22 protein-coding genes are annotated in these 24,913 nt (G+C 61.2%); 11 read left to right on the top strand and 11 right to left on the bottom strand.

Features of this window, described 5'->3' with window-relative positions:
- Nucleotides 1-5: 5 nt before the first annotated feature.
- Nucleotides 6-1,277: an NAD(P)/FAD-dependent oxidoreductase gene (locus tag KUV86_RS09085; RefSeq protein ID WP_222484540.1), complete on the bottom strand. Its 1,272-nt coding sequence runs from the start codon at nt 1,275-1,277 to the stop codon at nt 6-8.
- A gap of 280 nt (nt 1,278-1,557) precedes the next feature.
- On the opposite strand from KUV86_RS09085, the gene KUV86_RS09080 reads away from it, so the two are divergent.
- The 4 genes from KUV86_RS09080 to KUV86_RS09065 all read left to right on the top strand — a co-directional run bounded on the left by KUV86_RS09080 (nt 1,558) and on the right by KUV86_RS09065 (nt 6,125).
- Nucleotides 1,558-3,687, top strand: coding sequence for a putative bifunctional diguanylate cyclase/phosphodiesterase (locus KUV86_RS09080; protein ID WP_222484538.1), 2,130 nt, complete (start codon nt 1,558-1,560; stop codon nt 3,685-3,687).
- An 83-nt stretch (nt 3,688-3,770) separates the two neighbouring features.
- Nucleotides 3,771-4,367 carry a sigma-70 family RNA polymerase sigma factor gene (locus KUV86_RS09075; RefSeq protein WP_222484536.1) on the top strand — a complete coding sequence of 199 codons (597 nt, stop codon included), beginning with the start codon at nt 3,771-3,773 and terminating at the stop codon, nt 4,365-4,367.
- Nucleotides 4,364-5,104, top strand: coding sequence for an anti-sigma factor domain-containing protein (locus KUV86_RS09070; RefSeq protein WP_206944787.1), 741 nt, complete (start codon nt 4,364-4,366; stop codon nt 5,102-5,104). Before KUV86_RS09075 ends, KUV86_RS09070 begins: the two co-directional genes overlap by 4 nt.
- Nucleotides 5,105-5,684: 580 nt before the next feature.
- Nucleotides 5,685-6,125: a hypothetical protein gene (locus tag KUV86_RS09065; RefSeq protein WP_206944788.1), complete on the top strand. Its 441-nt coding sequence runs from the start codon at nt 5,685-5,687 to the stop codon at nt 6,123-6,125.
- A gap of 226 nt (nt 6,126-6,351) precedes the next feature.
- Here KUV86_RS09065 and KUV86_RS09060 read toward each other — a convergent pair whose 3' ends face one another.
- From KUV86_RS09060 to KUV86_RS09025, 8 genes are all read right to left on the bottom strand, one after another.
- The gene (locus KUV86_RS09060) at nt 6,352-7,695 is read right to left on the bottom strand and encodes a YjiH family protein (protein WP_222484535.1); all 1,344 of its coding nucleotides are present in this window, start codon (nt 7,693-7,695) and stop codon (nt 6,352-6,354) included.
- A gap of 116 nt (nt 7,696-7,811) precedes the next feature.
- Nucleotides 7,812-8,771 (bottom strand): electron transfer flavoprotein subunit alpha/FixB family protein, encoded by a 960-nt coding sequence (locus KUV86_RS09055; RefSeq protein WP_222484534.1) that lies wholly within the window; start codon nt 8,769-8,771, stop codon nt 7,812-7,814.
- Nucleotides 8,768-9,520: an electron transfer flavoprotein subunit beta/FixA family protein gene (locus KUV86_RS09050; protein ID WP_222164302.1), complete on the bottom strand. Its 753-nt coding sequence runs from the start codon at nt 9,518-9,520 to the stop codon at nt 8,768-8,770. The genes KUV86_RS09055 and KUV86_RS09050 overlap by 4 nt, the downstream gene beginning before the upstream one ends.
- A 23-nt stretch (nt 9,521-9,543) precedes the next feature.
- The gene (locus KUV86_RS09045; protein WP_222164303.1) at nt 9,544-10,677 is read right to left on the bottom strand and encodes an acyl-CoA dehydrogenase family protein; all 1,134 of its coding nucleotides are present in this window, start codon (nt 10,675-10,677) and stop codon (nt 9,544-9,546) included.
- Nucleotides 10,674-11,801: a CaiB/BaiF CoA transferase family protein gene (locus KUV86_RS09040; RefSeq protein ID WP_222164304.1), complete on the bottom strand. Its 1,128-nt coding sequence runs from the start codon at nt 11,799-11,801 to the stop codon at nt 10,674-10,676. Before KUV86_RS09040 ends, KUV86_RS09045 begins: the two co-directional genes overlap by 4 nt.
- A 399-nt stretch (nt 11,802-12,200) precedes the next feature.
- The gene (gene hutC, locus KUV86_RS09035) at nt 12,201-12,908 is read right to left on the bottom strand and encodes a histidine utilization repressor (RefSeq protein WP_222239443.1); all 708 of its coding nucleotides are present in this window, start codon (nt 12,906-12,908) and stop codon (nt 12,201-12,203) included.
- Nucleotides 12,909-13,020: 112 nt separating this feature from the next.
- Nucleotides 13,021-13,578, bottom strand: coding sequence for a hypothetical protein (locus KUV86_RS09030; RefSeq protein WP_222484533.1), 558 nt, complete (start codon nt 13,576-13,578; stop codon nt 13,021-13,023).
- Between the two features lie 238 nt (nt 13,579-13,816).
- Nucleotides 13,817-14,671, bottom strand: a complete 855-nt coding sequence (locus KUV86_RS09025; protein WP_222484532.1) for an alpha/beta hydrolase fold domain-containing protein — start codon at nt 14,669-14,671, stop codon at nt 13,817-13,819.
- Nucleotides 14,672-14,833: 162 nt separating this feature from the next.
- On the opposite strand from KUV86_RS09025, the gene KUV86_RS09020 reads away from it, so the two are divergent.
- Together KUV86_RS09020 and KUV86_RS09015 are read left to right on the top strand one after the other, a co-directional pair.
- The gene (locus KUV86_RS09020; protein WP_206944797.1) at nt 14,834-15,730 is read left to right on the top strand and encodes a glycine betaine ABC transporter substrate-binding protein; all 897 of its coding nucleotides are present in this window, start codon (nt 14,834-14,836) and stop codon (nt 15,728-15,730) included.
- A 213-nt stretch (nt 15,731-15,943) separates the two neighbouring features.
- Complete coding sequence (locus KUV86_RS09015) at nt 15,944-16,957, top strand: zinc-binding alcohol dehydrogenase family protein (protein WP_222484531.1); 1,014 nt, start codon at nt 15,944-15,946, stop codon at nt 16,955-16,957.
- A gap of 181 nt (nt 16,958-17,138) precedes the next feature.
- On the opposite strand, the gene nspC is transcribed toward KUV86_RS09015, so the two are convergent.
- On the bottom strand, nt 17,139-18,314 hold the full coding sequence (gene nspC / locus KUV86_RS09010; RefSeq protein ID WP_224852000.1) for a carboxynorspermidine decarboxylase: 1,176 nt from the start codon (nt 18,312-18,314) through the stop codon (nt 17,139-17,141).
- 3 nt (nt 18,315-18,317) lie between these two features.
- Entirely contained in the window at nt 18,318-19,538 is a 1,221-nt protein-coding gene (locus KUV86_RS09005; RefSeq protein WP_222164309.1) for a saccharopine dehydrogenase family protein, read from the bottom strand.
- 738 nt (nt 19,539-20,276) lie between these two features.
- Here KUV86_RS09005 and KUV86_RS09000 point away from each other — a divergent pair.
- From KUV86_RS09000 to KUV86_RS08980, 5 genes are read left to right on the top strand one after another with little or no spacing between them, the layout of a single operon-like run.
- Nucleotides 20,277-21,269 (top strand): TRAP transporter substrate-binding protein, encoded by a 993-nt coding sequence (locus tag KUV86_RS09000; protein ID WP_222484530.1) that lies wholly within the window; start codon nt 20,277-20,279, stop codon nt 21,267-21,269.
- A 59-nt stretch (nt 21,270-21,328) separates the two neighbouring features.
- Nucleotides 21,329-21,841, top strand: coding sequence for a TRAP transporter small permease (locus tag KUV86_RS08995; RefSeq protein WP_222164311.1), 513 nt, complete (start codon nt 21,329-21,331; stop codon nt 21,839-21,841).
- 2 nt (nt 21,842-21,843) lie between these two features.
- The gene (locus KUV86_RS08990; protein ID WP_222164312.1) at nt 21,844-23,112 is read left to right on the top strand and encodes a TRAP transporter large permease; all 1,269 of its coding nucleotides are present in this window, start codon (nt 21,844-21,846) and stop codon (nt 23,110-23,112) included.
- A 19-nt stretch (nt 23,113-23,131) separates the two neighbouring features.
- Complete coding sequence (locus KUV86_RS08985; protein WP_206944803.1) at nt 23,132-23,905, top strand: SDR family oxidoreductase; 774 nt, start codon at nt 23,132-23,134, stop codon at nt 23,903-23,905.
- A 15-nt stretch (nt 23,906-23,920) separates the two neighbouring features.
- Nucleotides 23,921-24,856, top strand: coding sequence for a 3-hydroxyacyl-CoA dehydrogenase (locus tag KUV86_RS08980; RefSeq protein ID WP_222484529.1), 936 nt, complete (start codon nt 23,921-23,923; stop codon nt 24,854-24,856).
- Nucleotides 24,857-24,913: the final 57 nt, after the last annotated feature.

Below are 24,913 nucleotides of genomic sequence, written 5' to 3'. Positions count from 1 at the left end.
CGGGCTCAGTGGACCTTGAGACGGGGGCCCACTGAGCGACCGAAGGCATCGCTCACCGCTTCGGCAGCACCCTTCCAGGGGCCCAGCAAGAGGAACTGATGCTGTCGCTGCAGGCCCTGATACGCGGCTCGGGCCAGGCGCCCGCGCAGCGTGATGTCATCAGCAAAGACGCCGCGCAGGGTACCCACGCTGCCCGCCTCGCCCAAGGACAGCAGGGTCCCCTTGTCCTCGTAGCGGAAGGGGGCCGGGTCATCTCCTGCCAGAAAACGCGGCAATTCTCGGGCCAGGTGTTCGGCCTGCTCGCTGGCGGCCTGAGCGGTAGGAGGCGCCGGGCTTTCCTCGATCCAGGAGCAATCCCCAAGTGCAAACACCGCGTCATTGTCCATGGCCTGGAGGCTCGGCCTAACGATCCACTGGCGCTTGTCATTGACCGCAAGCCCCTTCATTCGACTCGCCAGCGGTGGGCCAACCCGTCCGGCCGCCCAGATGGTCATGTCGGCGGGGAAGGACTGACCACCCTCGGTGGTGACACGCTGGGCGCTGACCGCGTTGACCTGCTGCGCGGTATGAATGTCGACCCCGGCCTCCTGCAGACGCGCCTGCACGACGTGCCGTACTTCGTCGTCCATACCAGGCATAAAGGTGTCGGTTGCCTCCAGCAAGGTGACCTTGACCTCGGGCTGGATCTCCTTGGGCGCCATGCTGGATGCCCTGGCCTCGGTAGCCAGCAGGCCAGCCAGTTCGACGCCGGTCGCCCCTGTTCCCACGATGGCGACATGATAGGGATCGCTGCACCCTTGGGAGCGGCGCGCCAGCAGACCGGCCGAGAAATGGCGATACAGTCGTTCTGCGTCTCGCTCGCTATCGAGCAGGAAGGCATTGTCGAGAACGCCGTCGACCCCCATGTCCGGGGTCACGCCCCCCAGTGCCAGCACCAGTGCGTCATACGACAGCTGTCGCTCGGCGACCAGTACACGCCCGTTGTCGTCCTTCCATGGCGCCAGGGTAAAACGCTTGTGGCCAGCGTCTACGTCAGCCAATTCGCCCTGCTCGAAACGAAATCCCCACTGCTGCGCCAAACCAGCGTAATCCAGCTCATCAACGCTGGCCCGGGTGAAGCCCGCCGCCAGCTCGTGCAGACGAGGCTTCCACACATGGGTCGCATCGCGATCCATCAGCAACACGTCCTTGTGCCCGGCCTTGGCCAAACGAATGGCCAGTTCCAGGCCGCCGGCTCCACCACCAACAATCACGATGCCCTCACTGCGAGTGTTCATGGGACCTCCTGTCGATGGCCTCCCGGACGATCCGGCAGGCCTTGGATCAGGCCTACCCTAACATCGCTCACTGATGCTTGCGCCCCGATACGTCGGTCGCCAGGGCATTCGACGTGTACGAAAGGCAGTTAGAGCATTGCCGCTATACCACTGACATACCTAAGAAAAATAAGAAACATATGACGTAACGTTAAGTTAAACCAGCGCGGAGTTTCTTCTAAAGGTATGGTAGGTGCCTTTACGGCCAACACCGCTATCACTCCTTGAGGATCTCTCCTGCATGGACCATACCGTTGCGTCCTATCATCCCGCGCTCGTCGTGCTGAGTCTCGCTATCGCCGCCATTGCCTCATTGACCGCGCTGGACCTGGCAGGCCGGGTCAAGTCCAGTCGCGGACTGGCTCGGCAGCTTTGGCTGGCCGGGGGCGCCTTTGCTATGGGCACCGGCATCTGGTCGATGCACTTTGTCGGCATGCTGGCCATGGATACGGCTTCCCGTTCCGCCTACAACATCCCGCTGACCCTTGTCTCACTGCTGGCCGCCTTGCTCGCCTCGGCACTGGCCCTGGCGACCGTGCAGGGAGGCCGGCTCACCTGGCCCAGGCTGACATCCGGTGCCATCATCATGGGCACTGGCGTGTGCCTGATGCACTACATCGGCATGGAAGCCATGCTGTCGATCACCGAGCTGCGCTATCGCATCGATCTGTTTCTGGCCTCGGTCGCCGTTGCCGTTGTCGCCTCCGCCCTCGCCCTCACCCTGGCCTTTCGACTGAATCGTGAAGGCATACGATCTCCGCTATGGCAGCGGGGTCTTGCTGCGCTGATCATGGCCGTCGGCATCGCTGGCATGCACTACACCGGCATGGCTGCTACCAGCTATCAGCGCGTGCCCATGGCCGTCGATGCCGGCGGCCTGGGTAACGGTCAGCTCGCCTTCCTTGTGGCACTGGCCTCGATCTTCATCATGGTGACGGCGCTGCTCATCTCCATCTACGACGCCCACCTGTCGTCACGCAATGCGCTGCTGGCCGACTCGCTGCAACGCGCCAATCAAGAGTTGAAGGATCTGGTCCACCAGGACGCGCTGACGCAGCTTCCCAACCGGCTCAAGCTCGAAGAGCACCTGGACGCGATGATTGCCACCGAGTCTGCGAGCTTCGCGGTGTTTTTCGTCGATCTGGATCGCTTCAAGCAGGTCAACGATTCGCTGGGACACCATGCTGGTGACGAACTGATCAAGGGCGCAGCCGCCCGGTTGAAATCAGCGGTGCGCGATGGCGACCTGGTCGCCCGGGTCGGTGGCGACGAGTTCATGATCGTGGCGGGCCCCAACATCACACATGGCGATGCAGAGGCCATGGCGCGCCGAATTCTCAGCGCGCTGGACAAGCCCTTCCAGATTCACAAGAGCATGGTGAAGGTTTCCACCAGCCTGGGGATCAGCCTGCATCCGGAAAACGGCAGGTCCCGCCACGACTTGATGGTGCATGCTGACGCCGCCATGTACAGCGCCAAGCAGAACGGCCGCAACACCTACCAGTTCTTTGCACCCGACATGACTCACGCGGCGGACCGCCGCAGCATCCTCGAACAGCGCCTACGCCATGCCCTCGACAACGACGGTCTGACCCTGGCCTACCAACCCAAGATCAATGTGCACAGCGGCCAGGTGGCGGGAGTAGAAGCCCTCTTGCGCTGGCACGATGAGGAACTTGGCCAGATTGCCCCCGATGAAGCGATTCCTCTGGCGGAAGACTGCGGGCTGATACTGCCACTGGGTGAATGGGTCCTGCGCACGGCCTGTCGCTTCTCCTGTCAGTGGATGGAGGAAACCGGCCAAGCCCTGCCAGTCGCCGTCAATATCTCGGCAATTCAGCTGAACCACCGAGGTTTCGTCGACACCATCAAGACCGTGCTCACCGATACCGGCCTTCCGCCCAACCTGCTGGAACTCGAGTTGACCGAGACCTGCCTGGTGCAGAACCCGGATCGCGCCATGGAAGTCCTGGGCACCCTGCGGGAGCTCGGGGTACTGATGTCCATTGACGATTTCGGTACCGGATACTCGAACCTTACCCAGTTGAAGAACCTGCCCGTCGACCGCCTGAAGATCGATCGCAGCTTCATGGAAGACGTCGCCAACAACAGCCAGGACGCGGCGATCGTCCGGGCCGTCATCTCACTGGCCCGAAGCCTTGGGCTGCATATCATCGCCGAGGGGATCGAGAACTCGGAGCAGCTGGCGTTTATCAGCAAGCTTCAAGGGCATGAGTACCAGGGATACCTGTTCAGCAAGCCCGTCCCTGCAGCCGAATTAAGGCGCCTTCTGGAGGAACGTGCCACGCAGGTGCTGGTCGATCAGCCGCTACGCGCTCACGGCATCCCGCCAGACCAGCTACCGGCCTGAATCGCCCTGTCCTGCGCCACTTGACCCGAACCGGCCGGCCGCGTCACGCTGCCCAACACGCCCCCGTCACAGAGATCCCATGAATGACGCATGTCCAACGCCTGGAAACTGACACGTCCGCGCCGAGTGATGCGCAGTCTCCTCAAGACAGGCTGGTGATGCTGTTGGCTCGAGTGGAAAAGGGCGACCGAGAGGCATTTGCCGAACTGTACCAGGCAACCTCGGCGAAACTTTTCGGCACCGTGCTGCGTATCCTCAAGGACACAACGTGGGCAGACGATGTCATTCAGGACGTTTACGTGACCATTTGGCAAAAGGCAGATCGCTTCGATCGACAGCGCGGCTCCGTCATCGGCTGGATGGCGACCATCGCCCGCAATGCGGCCATCGATGACCTGCGCAGAGCACCCCGCCACCAGAGTGAGGACGACAGTCACCTGGAGCACGCCGCAGCTACCCAGGCCTCGGCCTTCGAGCAGCGAGACCAGGATGAGTCCTCCGACCGCCTGTCGCAGTGCCTGGAGGAACTGGAGGAGACACGCAGCCAGATGGTCCGGCTGGCCTACCTGGACGGCTGGTCGAGGGCCGACCTGGCCACCCATTTCGGGCAACCCGTCAACACCGTCAAGACTTGGTTGCATCGCGCTCTCAAGCAATTGAAAGGATGCTTGTCGACATGAGCGATCTTACTGACAAGGACCTCCTTGCCGCCGAGTTTGTACTCGGCACACTCGACGATTCCGAGCGCCAGCAGGTCCACCGGCAACGCCAGCAAGATGGCGAGCTTGAGCAGCTGATCCAGGCCTGGGAGGCACGGCTCGCGCCCCTGGGCGATGAGGTCAAGTCCATTGCTCCTGGCCCCCACCTGCTGGCGCGTATCGAGCGACGTATCGACGCTGTCGAAGCTCGGGCCGCGTTGCAGCATAGCGATGATCGGGTTACCCGGCTGCGCCGTCGTTTAACCCTCTGGCGAGGGATGGCTGGGGTCTCTTCTGCCGCAGCGTTGATACTGGCAGCCTTACTGGTGGGTGCACCGACGTCATCTCCCGACCAGTCCCAGTTTGTCGCGGTGTTCCAGCAGGACGACCAGCAACCCGCCTTCATGTTGAGCGTCAACCTTGAACAGCGCCGCCTGCACGTCATGCCCGTTACCGCCAAGCCGATGGAAGACCGCTCTTACCAGCTATGGATCAAGGAAGCCTCCCTGGGGCCGACGCCACAGTCGGTGGGGGTCCTGGACGACGACCTAAGCATCGACCAGAGCGCTCTGCAGCAGTACTCGCCCGAGCTGCTGAAACGGGCCACCTTTGGCATCAGTGTCGAGCCCTCGGGAGGCTCACCCACCGGCCAGCCCACGGGCCCCGCCATTCACGGGTATCTGTATCCCACCCAGGCCCCCGGCAACCAGCGTCTCTAGCCATGGCCGCAGAGAGGAACGCTTCCTCTCTGCCGCATCGGCTTTGTCAGCACCAGCTCAGGCCCCGTGGATTCCTCTGATCTATTCCCAAGGGGTCCTGCGAAGTGCCTCCTTCAGCGTTCTCCCAACGTCAATCGCCGGGACAGCAGCGCCTTAAGCGAACTTCAACAGTGCGCGGTTTTCCCCGTTTCTGACTGAAACCTTTGTCGTTCATGAAACCTTTGCCTTTCATGACACGTATCTGTTGCTGGCGAGCGAGCAGCCAACGGCATACCAGCGTGCCCCCGCTGCAGTGCCCCACGCCATAGGGCGCGATCATAGTGGCGCGACCATAGCGGCGCGAGGGCGTCTTCCGCGAGGGTGAGCGTTGCATGCCTGCCACCTGTTCGCCTCACCACTTCCCTGCTTGGCCGCCCTCCCGGCGGCCTTTTTTATCAAAGGCACAACGATCAAAGGCACAGCGATCAAAAAAAACCTCGCCGCTGAAACTTTGTGCCCAGAGGCTACGTACCTGACAGTGACTCGGCGCCACACCACGGGCCCGAGAGCCAAAGCCAGTCAACTGCACCAGGAGAGAATGATGTTCAAACAACTGACAGCAAGCATCCTCGTCAGCTCAGCAGTTTTCCTCACCGCTGGCGCCCATGCCGACCATCATGCGGACATGGAAGGATCCCATGATCTTGGCGTGTGGGCAGACGACCAGTCCGTTGCCGAGGGCACCGTGACGGCAGAACGCATCGTTGCCGAAAACAACGGCTGGATGGTCGTTCACCGCACCGATGACAGCCACAAGCCGGGTCCGGTAGTCGGCTACGCTCCGCTCAAGGCTGGCGAGAACACTGACATTGCCGCGATCCTGACAGAGGAAGTGGCCAATGGTGACATGCTGATGCTGATGCTCCACGGCGAAGATGGCGGCAACCAGACCGGCGTCTTCGAGTACACCCTTGGCGCCAGCGAAGATGGCCCGGTCAAGGTGGATGGCAACCTGGTGATGGCCGTCATCACGGCTCAGTAAGCCATCTCGCCAAGGTTCTTGCCCCTACATAACGCAAGTGTTGGCTTGAACCTGACAACGACGCGCATCAGCCAGCGCCCCGCTCTTGTCGAGCGGGGCGCTGGCGTGTTGTGCCAGGCAGGCGCAACGGAAAAAAGGCACCACGGTGATCACCCGTGATGCCAATGGGCACAGCCTATGAAGAGAGACCAAGGTCCAGCGAGACGCAGGACCTAGAAGACCAGGCTTAGAACAACAGGTGAGTGGCCAGCGCCACCATCGGCAAGGCCACCAGGGTACGCAACAGAAACACGACGACCAGATCCAGCACGGTCAGCGGAATCTTGGACTCGAGCATGGCATTGGCACTTTCGGTGAAGAAGATGATCTGCACCGTCGACAGCGTGCAGACAAAGAACACCGCCATCGGGTCGACCTCTGCACCAGAGATGATGATGGCCGGCAGAGCAATCTCGGCGATCGCCACCAGCACGGTAGGCGCAATGGCGCTGGCATCAGGCAGTTGCAGCGCTGAAATCAGCGGCTCAACCACGCTGCCAAGCATGTCGAAGACAGGCGTATAGGTGGCCAGCAGCAGCGCCAGTGTGGCGATGGCCAGAATGTAGGCGACGATTTTCTGGGCGAAGGTAATGGCTTCCCAAAACCCCTTGTAGAACACATCCAGACGGGTCTGTGCGGCGCGCTCGGCTGCCGCGGCACAGGCACGAGCGATAATAGGGGTGTCACTGGTGCTCTGAAGATCTTCAGCCGTCTGCGGGTTACCCGCGAAGTAGACATCGCGCTTGCGCGACAGCGGCGGAATCCTGACCATCAACGCCGCCACGGTGAAGTTGATGACAAAGGACATCAGGATCATGTGGGGCAGATACGCCATGATGCCGCCAATGGAGGCCAGCAAGGCAAAGAAGCCCAGGCTGCAGATGCTGAAGTTGGTGGCAATGGCCGCAGATTCACGCTCGGTATAGTGGCCTTCCATGTACAGCTTGTTGGTGATGAAGATGCCCACCGCGGGTGCCGCCACGAAAGACGCCACCGCATCCACAGCAGACTTTCCAGGCAAGCGATAGAGGGGGCGCATCAAGGGTTCCATCAGCGTGCCGACGAACTCCAGAAAACCGAACTCAGTCAGGAAGATGACAAAGAAGCCGGCGATGGTCACAGTCAGGAAGACGCTGCCGCCAAGGTACAAGGCAAGCCCGCCGACATCCTCGTGCAACAGCCACTGTGGGCCGACCCCAAACGCCAGCAGCCCAGCGAACACCGCCGCCAGCAGGAAGGTGATTCCGGTCATGGTGCCGTCCTGACGATGATAACGCCGGAGTCCTTCATGCCCGGAAATACGTGACATCAGCCACGTCACACACAGCAGTACGATCAGTCCAAGCGTGATGAAATTCAGCGCTCCCCCCAGGGTCTGCTTCAGCAGGTTGATCATGATGACCAGGGGGATGGTCATCTGTCCGTCACCGTGAGGGAGCGGTAGAAAGAAGATACCCAGACCGATCAAGCTGCCTGCCAGCGAGATCAGTCCAGCGCTAGATGATGTGGATGCCACCTTGGGATTATTCATGTTGTGTCTCCAGTGGGGGCTGGCAATCGAAAGGTGTCACGGTATGCGCCCGTGACAGGGCCGGACGACCATGCTCCGGCCCGTCGCTTGGTGTCTGCGTCGTCTGCGCAGGCTGTCTAGCGGCGTTGCAAAGCGCTTTCCAACTCCGGCAAGGCCTGGAACAGATCGGCCACCAGGCCGTAGTCGGCTACCTGGAAGATCGGCGCCTCCTCGTCCTTGTTGATGGCCACGATGACCTTGGAATCCTTCATTCCCGCCAGGTGCTGGATCGCCCCACTGATGCCGACGGCGATATAGAGCTCGGGCGCGACGATCTTGCCGGTCTGCCCCACCTGCAGGTCGTTGGCCACATAGCCGGCGTCGACCGCGGCCCGCGAAGCACCAATGGCCCCGCCAAGGGCATCGGCGATACCGTCGAGCAGAGCGAAGTTGTCGCCACTTCCCATTCCACGACCGCCGGAAATGACGACCCTGGCCGAGCCCAGCTCCGGCCGGTCACTGGCGGCCTGGGACTCACTGACGAAGAGCGAGTGCTCGTTATGAGCCGTGACAGGCAGCACCGACACTGGAGCGGTCTGGTCGCGATTGGCCGCTGCCTCAAAGGCGGTGACCCTGACGGTGATGACCTTGATGGGGTCCAGGCTCTGGACAGTGGCAATGGCATTGCCTGCATAGATCGGCCGCTTGAACGTGTCCTCGTCTATCACCGCCACGATCTCTGAAAGCTGTGCCACGTCCTTGAGCGCCGCCAAACGCGGCAACACGTTCTTGCCCGTGGTCGAGGCCGCTGCCAGCACGTGGGTGTAGCCGTCGGCAAGGGTGACAAGTAGCTCGCCCATAGGCTCGGCGAGTTGATGGTCAAGGACGGATGAATCTGCCAACAGAACCCGACTCACGCCCTCGATGCCGGCAGCGCCTTGCGCCACTTCAGTGACCTGAAGGCCTGCTACCAGAACGTCGATCTCGACGTTGGCGTCCTGCTGGCAGTCCGCGATCTGCCTGGCGGCAGCCACCACCTTGGCAGTGGCCGCAGCGAGTTGTTCCTGATGATGTTCGGCCAGTACGAGTAGCTTCATGAGATCACCTTGGCGTCGTTTCTGAGTCGCTCCACGAGCTCGCTGACCGAGCTCACCTTGATGCCTCCCTGTCGCTCGGCGGGGGGCTCTACCTTGAGCAGCCGCTGGTGAGCCGTCACGACGACCTCCAGCTCCTCCGGCGTCCAGCGATCCAGCGGCTTCTTCTTGGCCTTCATGATGTCCGGAAGCTTGGCGTAGCGTGGCTCATTCAGGCGCAGATCCGCAGTGATGACCGCCGGCAGCGTCAGCTCCAGTGTCTCAAGCCCACCATCGATCTCGCGGGTGACCCGCAGCGCATCACCCTCAACGCTCAGCTGGGAGGCAAAGGTGCCCTGGGGTACGCCCATCAGCGCAGCCAGCATCTGCCCGGTCTGATTGTTGTCCGAGTCGATCGCTTGCTTGCCCAGCAGCACCAGACCAGGTTTTTCCGCTGCGACCACCGCCTGCAGCAGCTTGGCGATGACCAACGCATCAAGCGCCGCCGGGGCATCGACGTGGATGGCTCTGTCGGCTCCCAGCGCCAGTGCGGTACGTAACTGCTCCTGGACGGCCTGGGGGCCAATGCTTGCCACCACGACCTCACTGGCGACTCCCGCTTCCTTGAGACGAACGGCCTCTTCCACCGCAATTTCACAGAAGGGATTCAAGGCCATCTTGACGTTGCTGAGGTCAACATCGGAGTGGTCCGGTTTGACCCGGATCTTGACGTTGTAATCGATGACGCGTTTCACCGCGACGAGGATTTTCATGGTGATACCTCCTTGTTCGGGTGTTACGCCGTGATGGCTCGACCGATGATGATCTTCTGGATTTCCGAGGTGCCCTCGAAGATCCGCGTAATGCGCGCATCGCGGTAATAGCGCTCGATCGGCAGATCGCTGATGTAGCCATACCCGCCATGTACCTGCACCGCGGCATCGGTCACCTTGGCCGCAGCCTCGGACGCCACCAGTTTGGCTACCGCGGACTCTAGGCTGAAGCGCTGCCCGGAATCACGTGCATCCGCCGCCTTGTAGGTGACCAGCCGTGCCGCCTCCAACTGGGCATGCATCTCGGCCAACATCCACTGAATGCCCTGGTGGCGGCCCAGCGGCTTGCCTGCGATGATGCGTTCCTTCGACCAGGCGATGGAGGCGTCATAGGCAGCTCGGGCAATCCCCACGCTCATCGCCGCCACTTCGACACGTCCTCGGTCCAGCACTTCCATGGCGGTCGCGAATCCCGCGCCCTCCTCCCCCATCAGGGCGTCATCGGGAAGCACACAGTCAAAGCCGATCTCGTAGATGTGGCTGCCGCGCAGACCAAGGGTCTTTTCTGGGCTGGAGAAGCTGATCCCGGGCGTATGACGATCTACCAGGAAGGCCGAGATACCGCGATGTCCCTGGTCAGGGTCAGTCTTGGCGTAGACCACCAGGAAGTCGGCGAAGGCGCCATTGGTGATGTAGTGCTTGGTGCCAGTCAGATGCCAGCCGTCAGCGGTGCGCACCGCGCGGGTTCGCATCTCGGCAGGATTGGAACCGGCACCAGGTTCGGTCAGCGCGAAAGCGCCGAGTTTCTCACCGCTTGCGCACAGCGGCAGCAGCGCCTGCCGCTGTGCCTCGGTGGCACCGATCAGTACCGAGTCGGTGGCGAGAAAGTGCGCCGTCAGCGACGAGCAGGTCGCCGCACAGTGGTAGGCAATTTCCTCCACTGCCAGGGACATGCCAATACTGGAGATATCGACACCACCGTACTCGGAAGGCAGGTTCATGCTCCAGAAGCCCAGCTCGCCCAGGGCACGCAGGCTCTCCTGGCAGAATTCCCGGGTCTCGTCGTAACGGGCTGCATGGGTCTTCAGCACATCGGCGCAGACGCGATGGGCGGCATCCTGAAACGCGATATCGTCTTCATTGAAGGTAAAGTTCATGCGTCAATCTCCTGATCGAGGTCCACGGTGTGCTGACCGAGCGTCGGCGCGGGGCGATGGCAGACGACCCGCTGACCATTGAAGAAAACCGGCTGGGCGGGGGACTTCCACTGCCCCATGTCGAGTAACAGCTGGCGATCCTCGGCATGCTGTGATTCGGCAAGCTGGGCAATGTCCCAGATGGGGGAAGCGGGAACCCCTGCTTCATCTAGACGCGAACAGACGTCTTTCACCGAGTAGTGACGGGTCCAGCGTTCGATCTCGGCCTTGAGTGCGGCCTGATGGATGCAACGCTGCTCGTCATTGGCAAAGCGCGGATCGGTCAACAGCTCAGGGGCTTCCATGCACTCGGCAAGGCGGGCAAACAGCGGGTTATTGATGACGGCGATAATCACCTGGCCATCGCTGGCCTCGAAGCTATCGAACGGAGCGGACAGCGGATGACGGTTGCCGATAGGCGCAGGCGTGGGGCCACCAGCGATGAACTGCGCCAGATTGGTGACCTGCATGGCAAACAGACAATCGAGCATCGACACGTCAAGGTGACAGCCAAGGCGTTCTCCATCCCGCTCCCGTGCAAACAGGGCGGCACAGATTGACCAGCTCGCAAACATGCCAGCACAGACATCTCCCAGCGATTCGCCAATCCGCGTGGGGTGTCCTCCCTCGGGACCGGTGGCAGCCATCAGTCCCGACAGTGCTTGCGCAATGATGTCGTAGGCGGGCTTTGACCGCATGCTGCCCGTCTGACCAAAGCCCGAGATCGAGCAGTAGATCAGCGACGGAAAGCGCTCACCCAGACTCTTCTCGTCAATACCCAGGCGCTCGGTCACGCCCGGACGGAAGTTTTCCACCAGTACGTCCGCCCCTTCGCATAAAGTGAAGAAACGCTCGCGATCGGTGGCATCCTTGAGGTCCAGACATACACTCTTCTTGCCGCGATTGAGCATCGAGAAGTACAGGCTTTCCCCCTGGACATAGGGCGCAATGTGACGACTGTCATCACCATGGCCCGACTCGACCTTGATGACGTCCGCCCCCAGGTCCGCCAGCATCGCGGTGCAATAGGGCCCCGCCAGCACCCTCGACAGATCAAGAATGGTGACCCCTTCCAATGGCTTCATCGTGCCAGTCCTCCAGCGTCTTGTTATTGAGACGTGGCACGACGATCTCGACGAGCCACACAATATGTATATACATATCTTGGTCGTCATAAAAGCCTGAGGCACAGCGACAATATTTTGCCAACTCGCAAAAAAGTAAAGAAATCTTTGTTTTTACTATCAAACCCAATATTCAGGCAGGGGCTAAAAGTAGACTAAAGTCAAAGGAAGAACAGGCGAAGATGGCTTGGCAGGCACAAATTGGTATATACATCTTGATGCACCGACCCATTCTGTACCGAGACGCCATCACCTGGACGCTACCCGTGAAGGGCGAGCGTGAAGCGACCGCATGGCGGGACAATCGGCACGGCGGATGAGGACGCAGCGCAGAGCAGCATCAAAGGTTTGGCCGTGCCATCAACCGTGGCGGGAGGTGTTCAGCTTGTAGCGATGTCCAGGATGGAGAAGCTGGGTATAGCTGATAAGAAGCTCTCCTGACCAGGTACGACGCACGACCAGCAGGCAGGCCTGATGAGGCGGGATCTCGAGTAGACGCGTTTCTTCAGCCGTCGGATTGATCGCTTCGACGCTGTTTTCCACGTCGGTGACGGGGTAGCGCGCGACCAGGATGGCGTTTGGGGTCTGCCGCGTGAAATCGTGCTTGAGGTAGTCCGGTGCCAGTCGAGGATTGACGTGGCGTCGCTCGAGCTGAATGGCCACGCCATCTTCCCGATGCAGAATCTCGGAGTAGAACACCATGGTCCCGGTCTTCACGCCAAGGAAGACCGCCACCTCCTCAGACGCCTCCACCTCCTCGAGCGCGATGATGTCACTGGAGTGCTCGCCACCTCGCGAGCGAATTTCGTCAGCAATATTGCGAATATCGAACAGGGACGACTCGGACTTGCGCTGGCTGACATAGGTGCCAGAGCCGACGCGCCTGACCAGCAGACCGCTCTGCACCAGGTCCCTGATGGCCTTGTTGGCGGTCATCCGGCTGACACCGAACTCCCGAGCGAGCGCATTTTCGGCGGGAATGCGATCGCCAGCAGAAAAGGTCCCTTCTTCGATATGAGATAGCAAATGCTCCTTGATTCTGGCGTAACCAGGCCGCTTGCTGACCATGAGGGATCCTTTTACTGGCATAAGGGCCCAAGTGTAGCCACGGCCCTTACCCCAGGGAAGCAGGTAAACGACACCTCACTCGATAAAGCCCGCCACGGCACCGAGAATTCCGTTACAGCATCGCTCCGCGCTCGGTGGCCACTTCGGCATCGGCCGGCTCTGAGCTCGTCAATGGCGGACAGGTATCGACGATAACGTCGATTCCGGCCCACACCCCCTGCCAGGAGTATGTCATGACGCCCTGATACCCCGTCGTACCATCGCAAAAACGGATATCAAAATCGGCGATGTGCTGCTCGGCATATAGCCTGAGCTGTTCCGAGCCAAAGCCTCCGGAATCGTCATGATTCTCTAGAAAATAGGCGGTTCCAGCACCGCCAAACAGCGACAACACGCCATTGTCCGTGTACTCGTAGAAGAGCAGGGAATAGGGGCTACTGCGGTAAGCGTGCTCGTTACCGACAAACTCTACCGACATCCTTTCCATGGCCTTGTGGCGCACACTTTGATAGAGCGCCTGCCGGTCGCTGACCGGATGTCTGACCAGGTAGAGATTGGGAGTGACCTTGGACTGGACAAAGGTCATCGGACGAACGGTATCGACCGCCCTCGGGCCCACTACCGCCAGCACGCCCAGTCCGACCAGGCCAGCGACCCTCCATCGTCTCATGCTGTTCACGTGGCACTTACCTCGATATCACCAAAGCGACGGTTCGAATGGCAGAGAGGGTCAGTCGAAGCGATGTTGCGCGCCTTGCCTTGCGCTCGAGCGCTTCTCATAGGCACCCGTTCAACCCTACACCCATTTCGCCCTATGTCTCTTCCATCCTACCCCCATTCAAACCCTGCGGCGGATACCCGCCCGGACGAGGCTTCCGCAGGAGTTGTGGCGCTCCCGCGCGCGCTCCTTACCGGCCGTCCCCGTCGGCCTCGATGGATTCACCGAGCCTGGAGCAGAAACGCCCCCAGGCCAGCTGCAGGGACGGCAGCCAGGGAAGGCCATGCAACGCGCTGTGCACCATGCCGTTAGCGATTTCCAGTGATACCTGCGCCGAGGTGCGGGACCATTGCGCTACGGCGCCTTCTATCATTGCCGTCAGCGGATCATGCTCGGCCGCCAGCACATGCATATGCTGCGATGGCGGCAGGTACCCATCATGGGCGGGAACCGTTGCCGCGACCATCGTCCACAACGCCAGGACGTCATCGCGGCTCAGCAGCGGCGCGTCTGCCCCCAAGAGAGACGCCTGTGGCGTGCCGACCACCGGATAGATCAACCCCAGCGGCGGCACGCCGGCGCCCTCCCGAGCCAGTGTCGCCGCCGCATCCAGAACCAGCCGACCTCCAGCGCTGTCCCCCACCGCGGCGACAGGATCACAGGCCTGCCACACGCCGAGCACGTCCGATAGAGCGTCACTGTAGGACGACTCGGGCAACAGGCGGTAGTCAACGCTGACCACTTCCCGGCTCAGGGCCTGCACCAGGGCTTCAGCGACGCCACGGTGGCTGCGGCTGGACCCCAGCGTCCAGCCGCCACCATGGGCGTACACTACGACGCCACCGCCCTGGCGCGGGCCGTCCCGTGGCCATAGCCTGGTCACCGGCACCCCGGCAATGGTGGTGGCCTCGTCGGCGATGGTGGCACTGTTCAGCTGAAAGCTCTGGCACAGACGCTCGTAGCCACGCCGGGCGTCAACGGGGGGCATCCCTTGGAGTCCGCAGAGTCCCTGCCGATAGCGGTTGATGAACGCTTCAATTTCCATAAGGCCTTCCGTAGGCAGATGTGCCACATCATGGTAGCGATGTCTCGGCGCGCCAGGCATTTACATCGGCAATCGCCCCCATTGCGAAGACTCGTACCCAGTCCCTTGGCAGCCTGTCGACTTGGGCTAGAATCAAGGCTCAATTTCCAGCCGGACGTCAGAATGCCGTTACAACACTTCGCTAAAACAACAATTACCACGGGCCTGTTCGCCCTCCTGACCGCCACCGCCCAGGCCGACGATGAGATCGTGGTCGGCGGCAAGAACTTCACCGAACAGCAGATCATCTCGAGCATGACCGCCCAGTACCTGGAGCATCTGGGTTACGACGTGGACAAACGCGCCGGCATGGGATCCGCGGTGCTGCGGCAGGCACAGGAAAACGGCCAGGTGGACGTCTACTGGGAGTACACCGGCACCTCGCTGATCGTCTTCAATGGCGTTGACGAAAAGCTGGACGCCCAGGCGACCTATGATCGCGTCAAGGCCCTGGACGCCGACAAGGGGCTGGCCTGGCTTGAGCCTTCCGGCGTCAACAACACCTATGCCATCGCCATGCGTGAGGCCGATGCCGAGGCCATGGACATCACCAGCATTTCGGACATGGCGTCGGCGATCAACGCAGGCGAAGAGCTGCTGTTTGCCTCCAATGCCGAATTCTATGCGCGCCCCGATGGACTGCGTCCGATGCAGGACATCTACGGCTTTCAGTTCGACCGCTCCGATATCAAGCGCATGGATACGGGCCTGACCTATACCGCCCTCAGAGACGACCAGGTCGACATCGCCATGGTCACGACTACCGATGGACGAGTGTCGGCCTTCGACCTGCGTATTCTTGACGATGACAAGGGCTTCTTCCCCCCCTATGCCATGACTCCCGTGGTGCGCCAGGAAGCGCTGGACACCCACCCAGAGCTGGCGGCCCAGCTGAATGCACTTGCCGCCACGCTAGACGATGACGTCATGACGCGACTCAACGAGCAGGTGGACGTCAACCGCGACGTCGTGGAAACCGTCGCCGAGCAGTTTCTCGCCGACCAGGGGTTGATCGACTGACCGCATCTCCCGGCCACCGTGCCGACCGGGGCCGCCGCAATGCCAAGATGCCCCCTGCTTATCACGTCGTGAAGCAGGGGGCACCGCCAGACTGTCGTTGCGTCGATTGTCCTTACATCCCGAAAAGAGTGTTTAGCATTTGACGGTGTTCGGAATATCCATAGCAGGCTAAGGTGTTGCTCATATCCCAATCCCCACTGTTATGGAGATCCCATGAAAGCTATCGGTTACTACGCCCCAGGCCCTATCGATCGCGACGACGCCCTGGTGGATCTCGCGCAAGAGGTGCCTCAAGCCAGCGGGCACGACGTGCTGGTCAAGGTCGAGGCCGTTTCGGTCAATCCCGTCGACGTCAAAATCCGCCAGTCACGAGCGCCCGAGCAAGGCCTGGCCGCGGTGATCGGCTGGGATGCAGTCGGAGAGGTGGTGGCTGTCGGCGACAAGGCAACCTCTGTCCAAGTGGGCGACCGAGTGTGGTACGCCGGGGATATTTCTCGCCCGGGCACGAACAGTGAGTACCACCTGGTGGACGCACGCATCGTCAGCAAGGCACCCGGTTCCATCGACAACGCGGCCGCCGCTGCCCTGCCCCTCACCGCTCTGACCGCCTTTGAGATGCTGTTTGATCGGCTCAAGATCAACGACCCGGTCCCCGGCGCCGCTCGCGCAATGCTGGTCATCGGCGGGGCCGGCGGCGTCGGCTCGATCACTATCCAGCTGCTGCGCGCACTGACCGACTACACCGTCATTGCCACGGCGTCACGGCCAGAAACCCAGGAATGGGTGAAGGAGCTGGGGGCCCACCATGTCATCGATCACCATCAACCTCTGCCGGCACAGATCGATGCCCTTGGCCTCGGCGCTCCCGCTTTTGTGTTCTCGACCAATGCCTCAGAGGGCTACGCGCCCCAGATAGCAGAACTGATTGCGCCCCAGGGTCGCTTTGGCTTGATCGACGACCCGGCCTCCCTCGACGTGGTGCCGTTCAAGCCCAAGGCGGTGTCCATCCACTGGGAGCTGATGTTCACCCGCCCGCTGTTTTCCACCGCCGACATCGCCCGCCAGGGAGAGATTCTCGCCAAGGTGGCGCACCTGATCGATACCGGGCACCTTCGCTCCACCGCTACTGAGTCCTTTGGCACCATCAACGCCGCCAACCTCAAACGTGCCCATGCCCTGATCGAGAGCGGCCGGGCCAAGGGCAAGGTCGTGCTCGAAGGTTTCTAGGCGGTCCCTCTTGATAGCCCCCCTGGCCTAGCTGGCCATCAAGGCGCCAACAGAAAACGCCCGCCCCGCTCGGTCTTGCCGAACGGGGCGGGCGTCATGTGGGGCGACGACGTTGCGATCGAGCCTGCGCAGCTTAAGCCGTCAACTCAGCATCGCCAGCTCAGCCTTTCCTGTTTGAACCTCAGGACAGGCGTTCGCGGAAGTCCTGGTAGCCAAACTCGCGGATGACCTGCAGGGCTCCGGTGTCCGAGTTCCACACTGCGATGGCCGGCAGACGCGTGCCATTGAAGGTGGTGGTCTTGACCATGGTGTAGTGCGCCATGTCCTTGAACACCAGCTTCTGCCCTATCTCGAGAGGGGCATCGAAGCTGTAGTCACCGATCACATCACCGGCCAGGCAGGTCAAGCCTCCCAAACGATAGGTGTGAGCCCGCTCACCAGGTTCCCCTGCCCCCAGCAGACCAGGCCGATAGGGCATTTCCAGCACGTCCGGCATGTGACAGGTGGCAGAGGTATCGAGAATCGCCTGATCGAGAGTATTGAAGGTGGTATCCAGTACCGTGGTGACCAGCACGCCGGACCCAATCGCCACCGCTTCGCCTGGCTCAAGGTAAACCTGAACCTGGTGACGCTCTGCGAAAGCGCGAATGCAGCGCACCAGGTCGTCGCGCTGGTAGTCGGGCCGGGTGATGTGGTGGCCACCACCGAAGTTCACCCACTCCATGCGACCAAGCAGGTGGCCGAAGCGCTCTTCCACCGCCGCCAGCGTTCGCTCGAGCGGCGGGAAATCCTGCTCGCACAGGGTGTGAAAATGCAGACCGGTGATACCATCCAGGGTCGCTTCATCCAGCTCCGACAGCACAATACCCAGACGTGAGCCGGGAGCACAGGGATCATAGATCGGCACATCGCCCTCGGAGTGCTCCGGGTTGATGCGCAAGCCGAACTTGATCCCAGGCCGCTGCTCCAGCGCTGCCTGCACCAGCGGCTGCGCGCGCTGCCACTGCGCGCAGCTGTTGAACACCACATGATCAGCGATCTTCAGGATCTCGATCAGATCGGCCTCGCTGTAGGCAGCACCAAAGACATGCACTTCGCCTTCGTAGTGCTCATGGCCCAGCAGGGCTTCATGCAGACCACTGGCACAGGTGCCGCTCAGGTAGCGCGACACCAGCGGCGCGAAATGCCACATGCTGAAGGCCTTGAGCGCTGACAGCACCTTGGCCCCGCTGGCGTCGGCCACCTCGGCGAGAATCCGCAGGTTGCGCTCCACCGCCACCTCATCCACCACATAGCAGGGAGATGGCAGCGCGCGGGTATCGAGCCGCGAGATATCCGTGAACTGAAGGATCTCCACGCCTTACAGGTCCTCGCCCTTCTGTACGTCAAGACGGAAGGAGGGATCCAGCTCGACCACTTTCCACGGCAGGCCGTAGGCATTCATGTCGGCCATGAACGGATCGGGATCGCACTGTTCCATGTTCCACACACCGGGACGCTTCCAGTGACCCTCGAGGATCATCTTGGCGCCAATCATCGCGGGCACGCCGGTGGTGTAGGAAATGGCCTGGGACTGGACTTCGGCATAGCATGCCTCGTGGTCACAGATGTTATACAGGTACATGACCTTTTCCTGGCCGTCCTTCTTGCCGCGGACGACGGTGCCGATGCAGGTCTTGCCTTTGGTGCGCGGTCCCAGGGTGGAAGGGTCGGGCAGCAGCTTGGCAAGGAACTGGATAGGCACAATTTCCTGGCCGTTATAGTCGACCGGCTCGATCCCCGTCATACCGACGTTCTTCAGCACTTCAAGGTGCTTGAGATAGCTGTCACCAAAGCTCATCCAGAACTGAGCCCGCTTGAGGCTCGGGAAGTGCTTCGAGAGCGACTCAAGCTCCTCGTGATAGAGACGGTAGATGTTGTAGTCACCGACCTCTTCAGGGCAGCTGAAACGCGCCATCTTGGACATCGGCGGGGTAGTGACGAACTCGCCATTCTCATAGTGACGACACTCGGCACTGACCTCCCGGATGTTGATCTCCGGGTTGAAGTTGGTGGCGAAGGGATAACCATGATCGCCGCCATTGACATCGATGATGTCCAGCTCTTCGATCTCGTCGAAATAGTGCTTAGCGAGATAGGCGGTGAACATGTTGGTGGCGCCCGGATCGAAGCCGCTGCCCAGCAGAGCCGTCAGCCCCGCCTGCTGGAAGCGCTCCTGGTAGGCCCACTGCCACTTGTACTCGAACTTGGCGGTATCAAGGGGTTCGTAATTGGCCGTGTCGAGGTAGTGAACACCCGCTGCCAGGCAGGCATCCATGATGCTCAGGTCCTGATAAGGCAGGGCGACATTGATGACCAGCTCGGGCTTTTCTGCCTCGAGCAACGCCGTCAGTTCAGCCACGTTGTCGGCATCGACCTGGGCCGTGCGGATGGGGCGCGGCAGCTGCTCGGCGATAGCCTTGCACTTGGACTCGGTGCGACTGGCCAACAGGATATCGGTAAACACCGAGTCCAGCTGGGCACACTTGTGGGCGACGACACTGCCGACACCGCCGGCACCAATGATGATCACTTTCGACATGTTGATACGCTCCCGCCTGAATACAACGATCCATCCACAGACAATAGAGAGGATGGATAGACCTGTTGAGCAGCCCTTCTCGACAGACTCCCTGACTCGCTCCTCCGAGCAAGCCAGCGGGCCCGACCCGTGACGTGGACTCGCTTAATGGGCCCGGTTGAGGTGCTTGGCGCCTCGCCCACAGGGCACGTCCTCGAGACATGCCCCTACCCTACTACCGGACGGCGCATGCTAACCACATTTGCCAGCTCATGCCACGGCTTTTCGCACCGAAAAGTGACCCCCGCCAGGGCCGTCCTCAGTGTAGTCAATCAGCACCCTATGACAGCTTGACGATGTCTTCGCTTTTTTCCTCTTCCCCCCGAACCGCCCCTTGCCAGCGCCTGACTATCCCCCGGACTGACCGCCCGGAGTGACTGCTCTGACTGACCATCCTGGGCGACCGCCCTGTTCGACCGTCATCGGCCCCTTCCATAGCCCACACCCAATGCCTTCATCCGCGACATTCGCATCATGATTCCGAAAAATTAAAGACTACGTATTCACTCAGCACTACTAAAGTATATTTACTTTATTTTCATGGTCTTAAAAACAAAAACCAAAGACACAAAAACTTTGATGTTGAATACGTATTCCCAAGCCTTTAAAAGTGATTCCCCTTGCTGCCCGTCACACAGGCACGCCTCCCGGCAGCGGCCGCCCCACCCCAGGGCATCACAACGATAACAGGAGAGCATCATGCGCCAATTCAACTCCCTTCCTTTCCGCCTCACCGTCCTGACCGCCGCCATCGGGCTGTCCAGCGCAGCCTTCGCCCAGCAGGAGCGGACCATCGATGTCAGCCTGCCGCTGGGACCCGACTCCCAGCAGGGCATCGGAGTGCTCAAGTTCGGAGAGGAGCTGGAGCGTCTGTCGGAAGGCCGGCTGACCATCGAGCCCCACTATGACAATGCGCTGGGGGCCGAGCGTGAAGTCATCGAGGGGATGGGGCTTGGCATCATCGATGCAGGCATCGCGTCGACCGGCCCCATGGGCGGCTTTGTCGATGAATTCCTGCTGTTCGACCTGCCCTACATCTTTGAGGATCACGGGCATGCTTATGCCTTCCTCGACAGCGAATACGGTGACCAGCTGGCCCAACTCGCCGAAGACCAGATGAACGTCAAGTTCCTGGCGTGGATGGAGAATGGCTTCCGTCACAACACCAATTCCGTGCGCGCGCTGGAGCAGCCCAGCGACCTGGAAGGGATCAACCACCGCACGCAGGAAAGCCGCGTGCAGGTTGATACCTGGGAAGCGCTGGGCGCCAACGCCACGCCAATGGCGTGGACCGAGGTCTACACAGCGCTGCAACAGGGCGTCATGGACAGCCAGGAAAACCCTCTGGCCACCATCTACGACGTCAATTTCTACGAGGTTCAGGATTACCTGAACATCACCCAGCACGTCTATTCACCGGCGCCGCTGATGATGAGCCTGGACCTGTTCAACTCCTTCAGCGAAGACGACCAGGCCCTGATTCTGGAGGCCGCTCAAATCGCACTGCCGGTTCAGCGGCAGGCCAGCCAGGAGCTGGAACAACGCTACAAGGGCGAGTTGGCTGACCTGGGCATGACGGTCACCGAACCTGACCTGGCGCCCTTCCGCGAGGCCGTGCGTCCTGTTATCGCCAAGTGGGGCCCGACCGTCGGCGAAGACCTGGTCGACGCGGCCATCAACTTCGAGCACTGAGTACCCGGCCCCCTGGCCAGCCAGCTGGTCAGGGGGCACTGCATTCTGCGAGGCCCTTCATGCACTCCTTTCTGCGTGTCGCCAACACGGCGATCTGGCACTTCAATCGGTTGATCGGCTGGGGGCTCGCCCTGCTTTTGCTGATCATGACCGTACTGATCTTTTGGCAGGTGTTCGCTCGCTTCGTGGTGGGCAGCCCGCTGTTCTTCTCCGATGAAATCGCTCGCTTTTCGATGCTCTGGCTAACCTTTATCGGTGCCGGCTACGCCTATCGTCATGGCGCCCTGATCTCCGTCGACATCGTGCTCGAATATGCAGGAGAGCGCCTGGCTCGGCTTTTGCGGATCGTGATCGTGCTGTGCTCGGCACTATTTGCGTTCGTCATGATCAAGTATGGCCTCGAGCTGGTCGGCCGAGTGGCCAGCCAGACGGCGCCAAGCACGCGCATTTCCATGATGTGGCCATACCTGGCCATTCCTGCCGGCGGCGTCGTGATTCTGATCAATAGCCTGGGGCTGTTGATTGATGAAGCCCTCGGACAACCCGTCCAGCGACTGCAGGAGGTCAGCTGATCATGGCCCTCATGCTGTTCTTGACCCTTATCTCTCTTTTCGTGGTGGGTGTTCCCATTGCCTTCTCGCTGGGACTGGCGTCTGCCCTGACGGTGTGGCAAGGCGACCTGATGCCGATGCTGATCGTGGCACAACAGCTGATTGCCTCGGTCAACTCCTTCCCGCTGATGGCGATTCCGTTCTTCATCCTCGCGGGCTACCTGATGCAGGGCGGCGGCATCTCGAAGCGCCTGGTCGATTTCTCCAATACCCTGGTCGGCAGCATGACGGGCGGGCTGGCCATGGTCGCCATCGTCACGTCGCTGTTCTTTGCTGCGATTTCTGGATCCGGGGCAGCCACCACGGCAGCCATCGGCTCTATCCTGATTCCCGCGATGCTGGCCAAGGGCTATCCCGGTGGCTATGCGGCGGCCAATCAGGCGGCATCGGGCGCTCTGGGGGTCATTATCCCTCCCAGTATTCCCTTGATCCTCTATGCCATCGCGGCCAACGTGTCCGTTGGCGACATGTTCATTGCCGGCATCCTGCCTGGCATTCTGGTTACCCTGACCCTCCTGGTCTTTGCCTACTTCTTTGCCCGCGCCAACGGTCTTGGCGGTGGCGAGAAAAGCTCACTGAGCGACGTCTGGCGCGCCGGCAAGAAAGCCATCCTCGCCATCCTCATGCCGGTCATCATCCTTGGCGGCATCTACGGTGGGGTGTTTACACCGACCGAGGCAGCGGTGATCGCGGTGGCCTATTCCTTTGTCATCGGCACGGTGATCTATCGAGAGATCAAGCTCGACAGTCTGGTGGGCATTCTGCGTCAATCCGCAGTAACCACAGCGGTGGTTCTCAGCATCATCGCTGCCGCCGGACTGTATGGACGCATTCTTCAGAGCCTCAGAGTGCCGGACATGATCTCCGACTTCGTGATCTCGGCCATCGACAGTCCGCTGCTGTTTATCCTGCTGGCCAACCTGCTGCTGCTGCTCGCTGGCATGTTCATCGAGGCGGCGGCCGCCATCCTGATCTTCGTGCCCATCCTGCTGCCCATTGCCGTGAGCTACGGCTTCGACCCGATTCACTTCGGCATCATCATGGTGGTCAACCTGGCCATGGGCATGTTTACCCCACCGGTCGGGCTCAACCTGTTCGTGGCCTCTCAGATCACCAATATCGGCATTGCGCGGCTGACCTGGGCCGTCATGCCCTTCGTCGCCATCGTGCTGATCAACCTGCTCATCATCAGTCTGCTGCCGGCCCTGTCGACCTGGCTGCCGTCGCTGTAACCCTACAAGGAGAGACCCCATGAGTGTTGTAGAAAGCCTTCGCCCCCGCCAGGGACTGCGCGTACTGGTGACCGCCGGCGCGTCGGGCATTGGCCTTGCCATTGCCAGCGCCTTTGCCGAAGCCGGTGCTCGGGTTCACGTCTGCGACATCGATGACAAGGCGCTGGATGCCCTGCCGCCGCACATCACACGCACCCATTGCGATGTCAGCAACGACGAGGATGTCGCTCGCCTGTTCGACGATGCATCGGCCCTGGGGGGCCTGGACGTGGTCGTCAATAACGCCGGTATTGCTGGCCCGACGGCAGGCATCGAGGACATCGACCACGCCAGCTGGACCCAGACCATCGATATCAACCTCAACGGACAGTACCGGGTCGCACATCGTGCAGCGCCCTTGCTGCGTGATAGTCAGGGACTGCTGGTCAATCTGGCCTCCGTGGCTGGCCGCCTGGGGTTCGCCTATCGCACCCCCTATGCCGCCAGCAAATGGGCCGTGGTCGGCCTGACCAAGAGCCTGGCCTGCGAGCTTGGTCCGGAAGGCGTGCGTGTGAATGCCATTCTTCCGGGCATCGTGCGCGGCCCACGGATCACCAAGGTCATTGAGGATCGAGCGGCCAAGCGTGGGATCAGCTACGAGGAGATGGAGACCGAGAACCTCTCAAAGATATCGATGCGCCGCATGGTAGACCCGACGGATATCGCCGCCATGGCGCTGTTCCTCGCTGCACCAGGCGGATCCAACATCTCGGGGCAGGCGCTCAGTGTCTGTGCCAACGTCGAATCCCTCTGACCTCAGGACGCTCTCATGACGACTTCCATCGGTGTGGTCGGCGCAGGACTCATTGGTCGCGCCTGGGCCATCGTCTTCGCTCGAGCAGAGCTGCCCGTCACCTTGTTTGATGTAGATGCAGAGGCCCTGGACAGGGCATCTGCAGCGATCCAGCAGTCGCTGACGGACCTGGCTGACGCAGGGCTGATCGATGATCCAGTGGCGATCATGGCCAGAATTCGTTTTGACAGCCACCTCGTCTCGGCCATGCAGGATGCCATCTACATCCAGGAGTGCGGGCCGGAAGACGTGACCGCGAAACGTCAGATCTACCGCGATCTGGAGGCGGTGGTCAGCAGTGACTGCTTGCTGGCCAGCTCCACCTCGGGGATCGCCGCCTCGCGCTTTACCGATCACCTGGAGCACCCTCAGCGCTGCCTCGTGGCACATCCGGTCAACCCGCCCTACCTGATTCCTCTGGTAGAGGTGGTACCGACGCCAGCCACCAGTGAACAGAGTGTTCAGCGGGCCATGGCCCTGATGGAACAAGCGCGCCAGGTCCCGATTCTGGTCCACCAGGAGGTGGCAGGCTTTGTCCTCAACCGCCTGCAAGGGGCGCTGCTCAACGAAGCCCTGCGGCTGTTCCGTGATGGCGTGGTGTCCGCCGAGGACCTCGACAAGACCATGAAACACGGGCTTGGCCTGCGCTGGTCCTTCATGGGCCCCTTCGAGACCATCGACCTCAATGCGCCTGCGGGCATTGCCGACTACGGCAAGCGCTACGGCCCGCTGTATCGCGATATCGATCGCGAGCGCGGACAGGAAGACCCCTGGCTCGACGCCACCCTGGAGGCACTGGACGAGCAGCGCCGCGCCTTGCTCCCCACACACGAACTGGGTGAACGCCAGGCCTGGCGTGATCGCCGCTTGATGGCACTGCTCGCCCATCAGCAGGCTACGACACCACGCTAAACCGCACACGTCATGCGGCAACGTTCACGCCGCTGTGCTCACTTTGCTAGAGGACTT

Source organism: Halomonas sp. DP8Y7-3 (genome assembly GCF_019801675.1).
Lineage (GTDB): Bacteria > Pseudomonadota > Gammaproteobacteria > Pseudomonadales > Halomonadaceae > Halomonas > Halomonas litopenaei_A.
The sequence above is the reverse complement of the archived record's forward strand: the minus strand, read 5'-3'. Positions and strand labels throughout refer to the sequence as shown.